Source organism: Denitromonas ohlonensis, assembly GCF_007625205.1.
Taxonomy (GTDB): Bacteria; Pseudomonadota; Gammaproteobacteria; order Burkholderiales; family Rhodocyclaceae; genus Nitrogeniibacter; species Nitrogeniibacter ohlonensis.
The window spans coordinates 124,851-137,864 of record NZ_VMNI01000008.1; the positions used below are offsets into that span (position 1 = coordinate 124,851).

Sequence of the window (13,014 nt, forward strand, 5' to 3'; positions counted from 1 at the left end):
GATGCGTCGCAGTTTGAACTTGGCTCAAGCAAAGAAAAATCGCTTCAGCTACATTACACTTTTGACTCGGAGTCAACAATGCTTAGCTTGGAGGCCCTTATTGGTCTTGTTTCGATCATAGATTCGGGTTCATTTTCGGCCGCTGCCGAGCGCCTTGGACAGAGTCCATCGGGGGTCAGTCGAACCATTTCACGGCTGGAAGCGCAACTCGGCATGACGCTGATCAAGCGAACCACACGACGACTGAGCCTGACAGAAGAAGGTGAGTGGTTGTTGGCACGCGCCAGAAAAATTCTTGCTGAGCTACAGAACACGGAAGATCAACTGGCCGCCCGCCTGTCCCAACCATCAGGCTTGGTTCGCCTGAATGCGGCCACGCCCGTTTTGGACCACTTGATCGCCCCCCTGACGGCGGATTTTCTGGATGCCTACCCCATGGTGCGACTCGAGTTGATCAGCGGGGAAACTGTGGTCGATCTAATTGATGAGCGAGCCGATCTGGCTATTCGCATCGGCCCATTGGCCGACTCCACCCTGAATGCCAGACAGCTGGGCTCCAGCCGCCTCCGCGTTTTAGCGTCCCCGGCATATCTGGCCCGTCATGGAACACCAGCGAATACCAGCGAGCTTTTGCGGCATCGGATACTTGGTTTCACGGCGCCCATATCGCTCAATATATGGCCTTTCCCCCAACAAACGGGTGATGGATTGCCCGTGCTTCCTGTGATTGCCGCCTCCAGCGGAGAGACCCTTCGACACTTGGCTTTAACTGGGGCCGGCGTGGTTTGCCTCGCCGACTTCCTGACCCGTCAGGATGTGCTGAGTGGCAATCTAGTTCCCGTCCTGGAATCTGAAACACTCCCTTGGGCGCAGCCAGTGTGGGCGGTGTTTTACAAACAGGAGGCCTTGGCAACCCGTGTTTCTGCTTTGGTCAATTTTCTGGCCGAGCGGCTAAGTGAGCAGCTTTAGTGCAGGGCCGCCGGTAGAGACTCGAATAGGAACGGCTGCAATCGGTGATTGCTCTGCTGAAGAGCACCATCCTCGAAGTCACGAGTCGTTTTTGTCGGCTGTGTAGAAACGGGGTCCTGCTAGCGCTCATGCATGGCTGACCACTCCGACAATCGCCAGCCAAAGAATCGCTATCGACTCGCGACCTCCGTGCCTCGACTGACGTGACGCACGTCTTCGGACTATTTCGCCTTTCACGTCGCACGCGTTTGAGATCCTGGCCGGCAATGTTGAGATGGCGCGGACCGCACCCGCCGGACTCTCACCGACGGTGGCTTCCGCCCTAGGACTTGCTCCCCAGCAGGGCCCGCAGATTCGCCAGCCGTTCCCGCCCCTCATCCTGGCTCACTGGCGCGTCGTTTTTTTTCGCCACGGCGACGCCCTCGCCCATCTCGCCAATGAAGCGCGAGGCTTCGCAGACGCGCACATCGGGCCCGGCCTTGCGGCGTTCGCACCAGGTGACCGTGAGCGAGCGCTGGGCGCGGGTGATGCCGACGTACATCAGCCGTCGTTCTTCGGCGAGGTTGCCTTCGTCCAGCGCCGATTGGTGCGGCAGCAGGCCTTCTTCCACCCCAATCAGGAAGACGTGCTTGAACTCCAGGCCTTTCGAGGCATGCAGTGTCGCCAGTTGCACGCCGTCGAATTCCTCGTCGTTCTTGTCGAGCATGGAGATGAGGGCGATGGTCTGGGTGAGTTCGAGCAGACTCTTGCCGTCTTTCTCGCCCTTGCTGCCCAGCCATTCGACGAAGTCGCGCACGTTGCTCCACTTGGTTTCCGCCTCGCGGGTATCGAAACTGCCAAGCAGCCAGCCTTCGTAGTTGATTTCGTGCAGCAGGGCTTCGAGCACCTGCGCGGCGCTTTCGCGCTCGGCGCGGTGGGCCAGTTTGTTGATGAATTGGCCGAACTCCTGCACCGATTCGAGCTGGCGGGCGTTGAGATGGTGGGCCGCGCCCTCTTCAAAGGCCGCTTCAAACAGGCTCACATGGCGCTGGCCGGCGTAGCGGCCGAGGGCTTCGATGGTGCCGGCACCCACGCCACGGCGCGGGGTGGTGATGGCGCGGATGAAGGCCAGGTCGTCGTCGCCATTGACCATCAGCCGCAGGTAGCTGATCAGGTCGCGGATCTCAGCCTTGTCGAAGAAGGACTGGCCGCCAGAGATCACATACGGAATCTTGTTGTTGCGCAGCTGCTTTTCGAACAGGCGCGCCTGGTGGTTGCCGCGATAGAGAATGGCGTAGTCGGAAAACTTGGTCTTGAATTCGAAGCGGTGCGCCTGGATACGCATAGCCACCAGTTGCGCCTCGGCTTCCGGATCGCGCGAGGCCACCACGCGGATCGGCTCGCCGGGGCCGTGTTCGGACCACAGCTTTTTCTCGAACAGCTTTTCGTTATTGGCGATCAGCGTGTTGGCCGCGCCGAGGATGCGCGCGCTGGAGCGATAGTTTTGCTCCAGCTTGATGACCTTGAGGCGCGGGTAGTCGGTCTGCAGCAGATTCAGGTTTTCGACGTCGGCACCGCGCCAGGCGTAGATGGCCTGGTCGTCGTCGCCCACCGCGGTAAACGCGCCGCGCACGCCGGAGAGCTGGCGCAGCAAGCGGTATTGCGCGCGGTTGGTGTCCTGGTACTCGTCGATCAGCAGGTAGCGCAGGCGGTTCTGCCAGCGCTCGCGCACTTCGTCGTTTTCTTCGAGCAGCCGGACGGGCAGGCCGATGAGGTCGTCGAAATCGACCGCCTGGTAGGCGCGCAGGGTGCGCTCGTACTCGCCGTACACCTTCGCGGCGGCCGCCGACACATCATCATTGGCCAGCTTGACCGCCTCTTCGGGCGGGATCATGGCGTTCTTCCAGCCGGAAATGACCCATTGCAGCGAGCGCGCGTAGGCGCGGTCAGCGTCGGCCACGATGTCGGCGATGATCTGGTTGGCGTCGGCCGCATCGAGAATCGAAAACTGCGGTTTGAGCCCGCAATGCTTGGCCTCTTGCCGCACCATGCGCACACCCAGCGCATGGAAGGTGCACACCGTCAGCCCCTTCGCCTTGCCGCCGCCGAGCAGGCCGCCGACGCGCTCCTGCATTTCCTTGGCGGCCTTATTGGTGAAGGTGATGGCGGCGATGTTGCTGGGGCTGAAGTCGCAGGTCTCGACCAGGTGGGCGATCTTCTGCGTGATCACTCGCGTCTTGCCGCTGCCGGCGCCGGCGAGCACCAGGCAGGGGCCGTCGAGATAGCGGATCGCTTCGCGCTGGGGGGCGTTGAGGTGTGCGGACATGGGACCTGAGAATGAAAAACGGCGCCGCCCGGACGGGGCGGCGCGAGGCACATTTTACGCCGGGACGGCGCGCCGCGCCTGCCCGGCCGACCAGGGGACGGACGCGAACCTCTGCGCGCGCCATCGGTCTCACTAGTGTCATGCACCCGGCGCCGGCGACGGGTCGGCGCCACCTTTCAAGGAGGACGACCATGACACTCACCGATCTTCCCCGCATGCTGGTCTCGGAGACCGACGGCTGGCGCGATGTCGAACGCATGCATCCGGGCGTCAACAAGATGCTGCTGGCGGTGGTCATGCCACTATCGCTGTTGCCACCGCTGATGTACGCCTACGCCAACATGGCCCACCCCGGCCAGGTCTTTCCGCTGCTCGAACCGCCCTTGGGCATCACCGAAGCGCTGATCGTCGGCGGCGTGTTCTTTGTCGTCGAAGTGGCCATGGTGTTCATGATGGCCGACCTGATCCGGCAGATCACTCAGGCTCGAACGGACCGCCCCGGCTTCGACCAGAGCTTCTCGCTGGCGGCGATCGCACCAGTCCCGCTGTGGCTCGCGTCGCTGGCGTTACTGGTGCCGAGCCTTTGGTTCAACCTGGCGGTTGGCGCATTGGCCTGGGTGGGCACGGTGGCGCTCATTCGCCACGGCGTCGGCCCCTTGCTTCATGTGAGCGACAGTCACTTGGCGCATGGCGTGGCCAACCGCATCACGCTGGTCGGCGTCGCCGCCTGGATTGGCCTGGTGATGATGATGGCCCTGATCGTCAGCGCCATCCTGGGTTGGCGCTGACGCACGACGGCGCCTGCCGGATCTAGCGACCGAGGGCGCCAAACACCCGCTTGGCCAGCGAGCCGGCGGCTTGCATGGGGTTCTGCCGAATCGCGCGCTCCTGCTCGGCGATGGTGAGGTAAAGCCCGTCGAGCGCCTTGGCGGTCACGTACTGCTCGACCGAGGCCTCATCGCCCTCGAGCAGGCCGGTGGCGCTCGCCTTGTCGGCCAGCTTGTTGTACTGCTTGGCCAGCGACAGACGGTTGGTCTGCTCGGTGACCACCGGCATGAAGCGGCCGGTGAGCGCCTCGCGGGTTTTCGATTCGAAATAACGGGTCACCGAATCCTCACCGCCGGTGAGAATGTTCTTGGCGTCTTCCACGCTCATCTGCTTGACCGCGTCGACCAGCAAGGTCTTGGCCTCGGGCACGGCGGCTTCTGCGGCCTGGTTCATGGCGGTTTCGAGCTTGTCCATGTCCTTGCCGCGTCCGAGCATGCTGAGAATCGGCTTGGCTTTTTCGAGCACACCGGGCAGCGGGATGCGGACTTTGGGGTTGTTCAAAAAGCCGCCGTTCTGGCCCAGCTGGCTGACCGCGGCGCGGGCGCCCTGGTCGAGCGCTTCACGCAGGCCCGAGGTGGCCTGGCTATTGGTGAGGCCGTCGAGGCCACCGGCCCAGGCCGGCAAGGCAATGGCCAGCACGGCCAGGGTTCGAATCAGTGTTCGCATCGGAGATCTCCATGGATGCCATCCTTGAACGGCCACTGTAGCACCGGACGCCCCGCCCGGCGGGCATCGCTCACGCATGTTTTCAATTGGCGGCGTCATTGCGCGCGGCGATCGGAGCTGCCGTGCACGTGCCGCGAGACGACAGAAAAAATGCCCGCCGAAGCGAGCATTTGAGCCGGGACGGGCCAGCGCGGCTGACCCGTCGGAGCGCAGATCAGACGACGCCGGCGCCGTGGGCTTGCTGGTCGGCCCAGTAGGAGGAGCGCACCATCGGGCCGCAGGCGGCGTTCTTGAAGCCCATCTTGAGCGCTTCGGTTTCGAACATCTTGAAGGTGTCGGGGTGCACATAGCGCAAGACCGGCAGGTGGCCGCCGGAGGGCTGCAGATATTGACCGATGGTGAGCATCTCGACGTCGTGGGCGCGCAGGTCGCGCATGACTTCGAGGATCTCGTCGTCGGTCTCGCCCAAACCCACCATCAGGCCGGACTTGGTCGGCACCTCGGGGTGGCGCGCCTTGAACTGCTTGAGCAACTCGAGCGAGTAGGCGTAGTCGGAACCGGGGCGGGCCTGCTTGTAGAGGCGGGGCACGGTCTCGAGGTTGTGGTTCATGACGTCGGGCGGTGCCTGATCGAAGATTTCGAGGGCGATGTCCATGCGGCCACGGAAGTCGGGCACCAGCACTTCGATGCTGGTTTTGGGCGAGGCTTCACGCACGGCGCGGATGCATTCGACAAAGTGCTGGGCACCGCCGTCGCGCAGGTCGTCGCGGTCGACCGAGGTGACCACCACATAGTTGAGGCGCATGGCGGCCACGGTGCTGGCCAGGTCTTTGGGCTCGTCGGCGTTGAGTGGATCGGGGCGGCCATGGCCCACATCGCAGAAGGGGCAGCGACGGGTACAGATGTCACCCATGATCATGAAGGTGGCCGTGCCCTTGCCGAAGCATTCATGGATGTTCGGGCAGGAGGCTTCTTCGCACACGGTGTGCAGCTTCTGGTCGCGCAGCGTGGCCTTGATCTCGTTGAAGCGCTCGACCTCTTCGCCGCTGCCGAGCTTGATGCGGATCCACTCGGGTTTGCGCAGGCGCTCGGCGGGCACGATCTTGATCGGGATGCGGGCCGTTTTCTCGGCGCCACGCTGTTTGCGGGAGGGGGTATCCATGGGGGTTTCCTTCATTGATTCATCGCGCCTTCAATCGGACGCTGATTCCAACGCGCCTGCGCGCAGCGGCGGCAACAGGCGTTCTAAATGACCAATCAGACGATCGGCGACGACGGCTTGCTCGGTGTCGACGCCCAGATCGCGAAGCTGGGTGGTTTGCAGGCCACTATAGCCGCAGGGGTTGATCCAGGTAAATGGTGTCAAGTCCATATCGACATTGAGACTCAGGCCATGGTAGCTGCACCCGTTCTTGACGCGCAGACCCAGTGCGGCGACCTTGGCTCCGCCGATATACACCCCGGGCGCACCGTTCTGACGCTCGGCGGCGAGACCATCGTCGGCCAGGGTGTCGATCAGCGCCTGCTCCATCAGATGCACCATTTCGCGCACCTTGAGGCCACGCCGACGCAGGTCAATGAGCAGGTAGACCACGATCTGGCCGGGGCCGTGATAGGTGATCTGGCCGCCGCGATCGATGCGCACCATGGGGATATCGGTTTCGCACAGCAGATGCTCTGGCTTGCCGGCCATGCCTAGAGTGTAGACCGGTGGGTGCTCAAGCACCCACAACTCGTCAGGTGTGCTCGCGTCGCGCGCGTCGTTGAGCGCCTGCATCTGGCGCCAGGTGGGCTCGTAGGGGACGCGGCCAAGATCGCGCCGCACGCAACTGGCCACTGTCATGGCCTTACAACACCACCTTGACCATCGGGTGACCGGATAGCTCGCGGTAGAGCTCGTCGAGCTGCGGCTGCGACACCGCCCACACCGTGCAGGTGAGCGACAGATAGGTGCCCTTGCTGGACGGGCGCATCTCGATGGTGGCCGGGTCGAAGCTGGCGTCATGCTTAAGCACCACCTCGGCCACGGTCTGGGCGAAGGCGTCGACCTTCACGCCCATGATCTTGAGCGGGAAGGCGCAGGGGAAGTCGATCAGCGAGGTTTTGGGCTCATCCGCCACGGCGCATCACCTGGTTCTTGTAGTCCTGATACCACTCGATCATCTGCTCGGCCATCGGGCCGGGCTTGCCCTTGCCGACGGCGCGATCATCCAGACGGGTGATGGGCAGCACTTCCTTGGTCGAAGAGGTCATCCACAGCTCGTCGGCCGAGCGGACCTCTTCTTCGAGCACTTCGCGCACCTGACAAGGCATGCCGCGGTCGCGGGCCAGTTCCAGCACCACATCGTAAGTGATGCCGGGCAGCATCAGATGGCTCTTGGGCGGCACATGCAAGACGCCGTCGTGCACCACAAAAATGCTCGAGGCCGCGCCTTCGGTCAGGAAACCGTCGCGGAACAATACGGTTTCCATGCAGCCTTTTTCGGCCGCCAGTTGCTTGAGCATGCAGTTGGCCAGCAGCGAGACGGTCTTGAGATCGCACCGCAGCCAGCGGAAATCGGCCGAGCTGACCGCGGCCACACCAGCCGCACGCATCTCGTCCGAGGGCGTGACCAGCGCTTCGCTCATCAGAAACACGGTCGGTGTCACGTCCGCCGGATAGGCGTGCGTGCGCACCTCGGCCACGCCGCGCGTGACCTGAAGATAGATGGACTGATCCGGCCACGGATTGCGTTCGACGATGCCGCGCAGCGTCTGGCGCCATTCGTCACGGCTCATCGGGTTGGGCAGGCCCATGCTCGACAGGGTCTGCTCCAGACGGCGCAGGTGTTCGTCGAGGCGGAACAGCTTGCCGGAGTAAGCCGGCAGCACTTCATAGGCGCCGTCGCCAAAAAGAAAGCCGCGGTCCATCGGCGACACCCGCGCTTCGGACAGTTCCAGCCAATCGCCGTTGAGGTAGCACACGCTCATGTCAGACTCCGTCTCAGAGGTTCTTGATCCACCAGCGAATCGCATCCCACATCCGGCCAAACCAGCCAGCCAGGGTGACTTCTTCGAGGGCGACCACCGGATAAGTGCCGATGGCCTGCCCGTCGAGCGACAGCGTCATCGCACCGACTTCCTGACCTTTATGCACCGGCGCCTCAAGCGGCTGAACGCTGTTCAGGCTGACCTGCAACTTGTCGGCCTGGCCCTTGGGCACCGACAACACGAAGGTCTTGAGGAAGCCGACCGGCACCTCTTCGGCCGTGCCTTGCCAGACGCGGAAACGCGACACCGGCGCGGCGTTTTCGTAAAGCGTCACGGTGTCGAAGAACTGGAAGCCGTAGTTGAGCAGCTTGAGCGATTCCTGCGCGCGCACGCCATCGGAATCCGCTCCCAGCACCACCGAAATCAGCCGGCGCGGCCCGCGCACCGACGACGACACCAGGCAATAGCCGGCCGCTTCGGTGTGACCGGTCTTGACGCCGTCGACCGTCGCGTCCATCCACAACAAGCGGTTGCGGTTGGGCTGACGGATATTGTTGTAGGTGTATTCCTTTTCCGAATACAGCCGGTAGTCCTCCGGGAAGTCACGAATCACCGCCGTCGCCAGCACGCCCAGATCGCGGGCGGTGGTGTAGTGCTGGTCGTCCGGCATGCCGGTCGAGTTCCTGAACTGGGTGCCGGTCATGCCAAGGCGCTTGGCTTCGCGGTTCATCAGCTCGGCAAAGGCTTCTTCGGAGCCGGCGATCGCCTCCGCCAGCGCCACGCTGGCGTCGTTGCCCGACTGAATGATCATGCCGTGCACCAGCTGGTCGGCCGTCACTTCATGGCGCGGCTCGATGAACATGCGCGAGCCGCCCATCTTCCAGGCCCGCTCGGACACCGGGATCACCTGCTCGCGCGTGAGCGTGTTGGCCTTGAAGGCCGAGAAGGTCAGGTAGGCCGTCATCAACTTGGTCAAGGACGCCGGCTCGATACGCTCCTCGGCGTTATGCGCGGCCAGCACCTGATTGGCACCGTAGTCGACCAGCAACCACGCCTTGGCGGCCAGCGCCGGCGGCGGGGCACTCTGCGCCAGCGACGAGAGAGACATCAACGAAAACAGCAATACAGCAAAGAAACGCATGGGCAAGGGGAAATCCTGAAAAAACACGGAAAAAGGCGATTAGCCAACGCCAGCTAAGGCCGGACGATTATAGGCCGACCGCAGTGCCTGACCAAAATCGCGGGCGTCGGTTCAACGCGACACCAAGAAAGGCTGGACATCCAGCGCATCGGCGATGCGCGCTGCGACTGCGCGGGCGACGGCCGCGCTGGCATACGGCCCGGCCTGGAGACGAAATCGGCCGTCGTGGTCCAGCACCGACAATCGCTCACGCAGCCAGTCGAGCTCGGCCGCTACATGGCCGCGAAAGCCTTCGGCATTGTCGCGGGTCTGGAACGCGCCCAGCTGAAGGTACACGCCCTCATCCGTCGACGGCAAGGCGGTGACATGCGCGCCGTTGAGGATGGCGGCCGGGTCGACAGAAGGCGATGACGCCACCTCGGTTGCGCTTGCCACCGGCGCCGCGGCGGCCACATGAACGGGCGGCGTCGGCTCGGCGGCACGCAGCACCGGTGCGTCGTCCGGCCCGACGGTTTCGATCTCGACCTCCGCGCTGCCCTGCCCGAGGTAGCCGAGCTTGTAGGCCGCCGCGTAGGACAGATCGATGATCCGCCCCGAGTGAAAGGGGCCGCGGTCGTTCAGGCGCACGACCACCGAATTGCCATTGGCCACGTTGGTCACCCGCACATAGCTGGGCAGCGGCAAGGTCTTGTGTGCGCCCGTCATGGCGTACATATCGTAGGTTTCGCCGATCGAGGTTTTCTTGCCATGAAACTTTCGGCCATACCAGCTAGCCCGACCGCGTTCGCGAAAGTCGTCGCGCACCGCCATCGGCGCGTAGTCCTTGCCGAACACGGTGTAAGGCCGCGTACTGGCGCGATGCACGGGTTCGTCACGCGGCACCGCGTCGGGAATGGTGTGCAGGTCGGCCGGCACGTTGTCGCCCGGACCGTCGTCCTTGTAGTAACCACCGCCACGACGCGGCAAATCGGGGATGGCGCCCGGCACCGCGCCGCCGCCCTTGCTGGTTGGCGCACTGGAGCAGGCCGCCAGCGTGGCGGCGAGGCACATCAACAACAGGCGGGCAGACAATAGACGCATTGGGTCGCGAAGTCAGGACTGGCTGAGCGCACGCTCGCGCTGGATGCTCATCAGGATGCCGACCCCGATGCACAAGGTCACCAAGGCCGTGCCGCCATAGCTGATGAAAGGCAAAGGCACCCCGACGACGGGCAGGATACCACTGACCATCCCCATGTTCACAAAGGCATAAGTGAAGAAAATCATGGTGATGGCGCCGGCCAGAAGCCGCGTACCGAGGGTCGGCGCGACCGCGGCGATCATCAGACCGCGCAGCAGGAGCATGAACAACACCACCAGCAAGACCAAGGCGCCGATCAAGCCAAACTCTTCGGCCATGACGGCAAAAATGAAGTCGGTGTGGCGCTCGGGAATGAAGGATAAATGCGTCTGGGTGCCCTGCATCCAGCCCTTGCCGAACATCCCGCCGGAGCCAATCGCAATGGTCGACTGGATGATGTGGAAGCCCTTGCCGAGCGGATCGGAGGTCGGATCGAGCAGCGTACACACGCGGTGCTTCTGGTACTCCCGCAAGACCTGCCAATCCACCTCGGGCTGGCACAGCGTGTCGCCAAACGCCACGATGGAGCCCAAGCCGACCACCGCCACCAGCACCAGCGGCACGATCAGCTTCCAGCTCAGGCCGGCAAAGAAAATCACGTACAAGCCCGCCGCCGCCACCAGCAAACTGGTGCCCAGATCCGGCTGGGTGACGATCAGGGCGACCGGCACCGCCAGCAACACGCCGGCGAGCACGAATTCGACAAAACCGATGGCGCCTTCACGCTGCTGAAAGAACCAGGCGAGCATCAAGGGCATGGCGATCTTCATCAGCTCGGAAGGTTGAATGCGGACCACGCCCAGATCCAGCCAGCGCTGTGCGCCCTTGGAGATTTCGCCAAACAGCGCCACGCCAACCAGCAACACCACGCCGACCACATACAGCGGCATCGCCAGCGACAGCAAGCGCGCCGAGGGAATGCGCGCCGTCACCCACATCAAGGCGAGCGCCACGCCGGTATTGACCAGCTGCGCCTCCATCCGAGCCGGCGAGGCGCTTTGCATCACCACCAGCGCCGCCGCCAGCAGCACCGTCAGCAGCAAAAACAAGGGGGGATCGATCGGGCGCAAGATGGCGCGGATCAGGGCCACCGGATGTAAGCGCAGTTCCATCAGCCGGCCTTCCTCAATGGTCCGCCGGGGCGTCTTCGTCTTCCGACGCCTGGCCGGCCGGGCGTTTGCCCAGCAGATAATAGTCGATGACCTGACGCGCAATCGGCGCGGCCGAGCGCGAACCAAAGCCCCCGTTTTCGACCAGCACGGCCAAGGCAATCTGCGGTTTGTCGGCCGGCGCAAAGGCGATGAACCACGAGTGGTCACGCAGTCGCTCGGCGACATTGCCTTCCTTGTATTTGGTGCCTTTCAAGGAATACACCTGTGCCGTACCCGTCTTGCCGCCGGCCGAATACTCCGCGCCAGCAAAGGCACGCGCCCCGGTACCGGTCTTGTTCACATCCACCATGGCCGCACGGACGGCCGCCAGATGGGCCGGCTTGAGCGGAATCTGGCGGATCGGCTTGGGCTCGACCTCGCGGCGGGCGCCGGTTTGCGGATCGACCACGTACTTGACCACATGCGGCTTGAACATCACGCCATCGTTGACCAGCGCCGACAAGGCCGTCGCCAGCTGCAGCGGCGTGTAGGCGTTGTAACCTTGACCAATGCCGACCGAGATGGTCTCGCCGCCATACCATTTCTGCTGCCCCGGCTTCTTGAAACGCTTGCGCTTCCAGTCCGGCGACGGCAGCACGCCGTCAGCCTCGCCGGGCAGATCGATGCCGGTGAGCTGACCGAAACCGAAGGGGCGCATGAAATCCGCAATCCCCTCAATGCCCAGATCATTCGCCAGCATGTAGTAATAGGTATTGCACGACTGCACGATGGAGGTGTGCAGATCGACCATGCCGTGCCCGCCGATCTTGTCGTCCATGAAACGGTGACCGCCGAACACATAGAAGCCCGGATCGGCGATGGCCTGCTGCGGCGTGCGCTTGCCGGTGCTCAAGCCCGCCAGCCCCATAAAGGGCTTGAAGGTGGAGCCCGGCGGATAGGCCGAGTAAATGGCGCGGTTGAGCAGCGGCTTGTCAGGCGACTCGTTCAGGCCTCGCCAGTCGGCCACCGAAATGCCGTCCACAAACAGGTTGGGGTCGAAACTGGGCGAAGACACCAGCGCCAGCACGCCGCCGGTGGACGGCTCGATCGCCACCAGCGCGCCGCGTCGCTCGCCGAACGCCTGGTGGGCGACGGCCTGCAGGCCGGCATCCACGGTCAGGATCAAGCTGTTGCCGGGCACCGCGGTGCGGCGGCTGAGCAAGCGCACCTTGCGCCCGCCGGCATCCACCTCGACCTGCTCGGAGCCGGTCTTGCCATGCAACTCGGCCTCGTAACTCTCTTCCAGCCCCCGCTTGCCGATATGCTCGGTGCCACGGTAGTTGGCCGTCTCGCCGCGCGCTTCGATATGGTCGACGTCGCGGTTATTGATCCGCCCCATATAGCCGACCACATGCCCGAGCAGATCGCCCTGCGGGTACTCGCGGAACAGGCGGGCCTGCACGTCCACGCCGGGGAACAGATAGCGCCGGGCGATGAAGCGCGCAACCTCTTCGTCGGTGAGTTTGGTACGAATGGGCACGCTCTCGAAGAACTTGCTCTCTTCGCGGAATTTCTTGAAACGGCGCCGATCGTAATCCGAAATATCCACAATCTCGGCAAGACGGTCGATCGTCTCGTCCAGGTCTTCCACCTGCGAGGGCGTGATATCCAGCGTGTAGGCTGCAAAGTTGCGCGCCAGCACCTTGCCGTTGCGATCGACGATGGCGCCCCGATTGGGCGGCACCGGCACCAGCGCGATCCGGTTGTCTTCGGCACGGGTGTGGTAGTAGTCGAAACGCATCACCTGCAGATACACAAACCGGGCCGCCAGCAGGCTGAGGCACAGCAGCATGAACACGCCGGCGACCACCAGCCGCACGCGCAGCCGGCTGACCTCCTGATCGGGGGAACGAAACTCGGTCAT

The 13,014-nt window shown here is 63.6% G+C and carries 12 protein-coding genes; 2 read left to right on the forward strand and 10 right to left on the reverse strand.

Going from position 1 to position 13,014, the window contains the following annotated elements; all coding sequences use genetic code 11:
* Positions 1-78: 78 nt before the first annotated feature.
* Complete coding sequence (locus FHP89_RS10325) at positions 79-969, forward strand: LysR family transcriptional regulator (protein ID WP_144175907.1); 891 nt, start codon at positions 79-81, stop codon at positions 967-969.
* Positions 970-1,291: 322 nt separating this feature from the next.
* Here FHP89_RS10325 and FHP89_RS10330 read toward each other — a convergent pair whose 3' ends face one another.
* Positions 1,292-3,274, reverse strand: a complete 1,983-nt coding sequence (locus FHP89_RS10330; RefSeq protein WP_144175909.1) for a UvrD-helicase domain-containing protein — start codon at positions 3,272-3,274, stop codon at positions 1,292-1,294.
* Between the two features lie 191 nt (positions 3,275-3,465).
* Between FHP89_RS10330 and FHP89_RS10335 the strand changes: the two genes are divergently transcribed.
* Complete coding sequence (locus FHP89_RS10335) at positions 3,466-4,062, forward strand: Yip1 family protein (RefSeq protein ID WP_186300240.1); 597 nt, start codon at positions 3,466-3,468, stop codon at positions 4,060-4,062.
* A gap of 22 nt (positions 4,063-4,084) precedes the next feature.
* On the opposite strand, the gene FHP89_RS10340 is transcribed toward FHP89_RS10335, so the two are convergent.
* The 9 genes from FHP89_RS10340 to mrdA form a co-directional block, all read right to left on the reverse strand.
* Entirely contained in the window at positions 4,085-4,768 is a 684-nt protein-coding gene (locus FHP89_RS10340) for a DUF4197 domain-containing protein (protein WP_144175913.1), read from the reverse strand.
* Between the two features lie 214 nt (positions 4,769-4,982).
* Positions 4,983-5,930 carry a lipoyl synthase gene (gene lipA / locus FHP89_RS10345; RefSeq protein WP_144175915.1) on the reverse strand — a complete coding sequence of 316 codons (948 nt, stop codon included), beginning with the start codon at positions 5,928-5,930 and terminating at the stop codon, positions 4,983-4,985.
* Between the two features lie 30 nt (positions 5,931-5,960).
* Positions 5,961-6,611: a lipoyl(octanoyl) transferase LipB gene (gene lipB, locus FHP89_RS10350; protein WP_144175917.1), complete on the reverse strand. Its 651-nt coding sequence runs from the start codon at positions 6,609-6,611 to the stop codon at positions 5,961-5,963.
* Positions 6,612-6,615: 4 nt separating this feature from the next.
* A complete protein-coding gene (locus tag FHP89_RS10355; RefSeq protein WP_144175919.1) occupies positions 6,616-6,888 on the reverse strand; it encodes a YbeD family protein in 273 nt (90 codons plus the stop codon).
* A complete protein-coding gene (locus FHP89_RS10360; protein ID WP_144175921.1) occupies positions 6,878-7,738 on the reverse strand; it encodes a D-amino acid aminotransferase in 861 nt (286 codons plus the stop codon). The genes FHP89_RS10355 and FHP89_RS10360 overlap by 11 nt, the downstream gene beginning before the upstream one ends.
* 13 nt (positions 7,739-7,751) lie before the next feature.
* The gene (locus FHP89_RS10365; RefSeq protein WP_144175923.1) at positions 7,752-8,879 is read right to left on the reverse strand and encodes a D-alanyl-D-alanine carboxypeptidase family protein; all 1,128 of its coding nucleotides are present in this window, start codon (positions 8,877-8,879) and stop codon (positions 7,752-7,754) included.
* 111 nt (positions 8,880-8,990) lie between these two features.
* Positions 8,991-9,959 (reverse strand): septal ring lytic transglycosylase RlpA family protein, encoded by a 969-nt coding sequence (locus tag FHP89_RS10370; protein WP_144175925.1) that lies wholly within the window; start codon positions 9,957-9,959, stop codon positions 8,991-8,993.
* Positions 9,960-9,971: 12 nt separating this feature from the next.
* Positions 9,972-11,111, reverse strand: a complete 1,140-nt coding sequence (gene rodA / locus FHP89_RS10375; RefSeq protein WP_391525603.1) for a rod shape-determining protein RodA — start codon at positions 11,109-11,111, stop codon at positions 9,972-9,974.
* Between the two features lie 13 nt (positions 11,112-11,124).
* Positions 11,125-13,014: a penicillin-binding protein 2 gene (gene mrdA / locus FHP89_RS10380; RefSeq protein WP_144175927.1), complete on the reverse strand. Its 1,890-nt coding sequence runs from the start codon at positions 13,012-13,014 to the stop codon at positions 11,125-11,127.

Excerpts from the sequence above, each read along its gene's own strand:
- FHP89_RS10365 (WP_144175923.1), bottom strand. The coding sequence starts at position 8,879 with ATGCGTTTCTTTGCTGTATTGCTGTTTTCGTTGATGTCTCTCTCGTCG.
- FHP89_RS10340 (WP_144175913.1), bottom strand. The coding sequence starts at position 4,768 with ATGCGAACACTGATTCGAACCCTGGCCGTGCTGGCCATTGCCTTGCCG.
- FHP89_RS10335 (WP_186300240.1), top strand. The coding sequence starts at position 3,466 with ATGACACTCACCGATCTTCCCCGCATGCTGGTCTCGGAGACCGACGGC.
- rodA (WP_391525603.1), bottom strand. The coding sequence starts at position 11,111 with ATGGAACTGCGCTTACATCCGGTGGCCCTGATCCGCGCCATCTTGCGC.
- FHP89_RS10325 (WP_144175907.1), top strand. The coding sequence starts at position 79 with ATGCTTAGCTTGGAGGCCCTTATTGGTCTTGTTTCGATCATAGATTCG.
- mrdA (WP_144175927.1), bottom strand. The coding sequence starts at position 13,014 with ATGACCGAGTTTCGTTCCCCCGATCAGGAGGTCAGCCGGCTGCGCGTG.
- lipA (WP_144175915.1), bottom strand. The coding sequence starts at position 5,930 with ATGGATACCCCCTCCCGCAAACAGCGTGGCGCCGAGAAAACGGCCCGC.
- FHP89_RS10330 (WP_144175909.1), bottom strand. The coding sequence starts at position 3,274 with ATGTCCGCACACCTCAACGCCCCCCAGCGCGAAGCGATCCGCTATCTC.
- FHP89_RS10360 (WP_144175921.1), bottom strand. The coding sequence starts at position 7,738 with ATGAGCGTGTGCTACCTCAACGGCGATTGGCTGGAACTGTCCGAAGCG.
- FHP89_RS10370 (WP_144175925.1), bottom strand. The coding sequence starts at position 9,959 with ATGCGTCTATTGTCTGCCCGCCTGTTGTTGATGTGCCTCGCCGCCACG.
- lipB (WP_144175917.1), bottom strand. The coding sequence starts at position 6,611 with ATGACAGTGGCCAGTTGCGTGCGGCGCGATCTTGGCCGCGTCCCCTAC.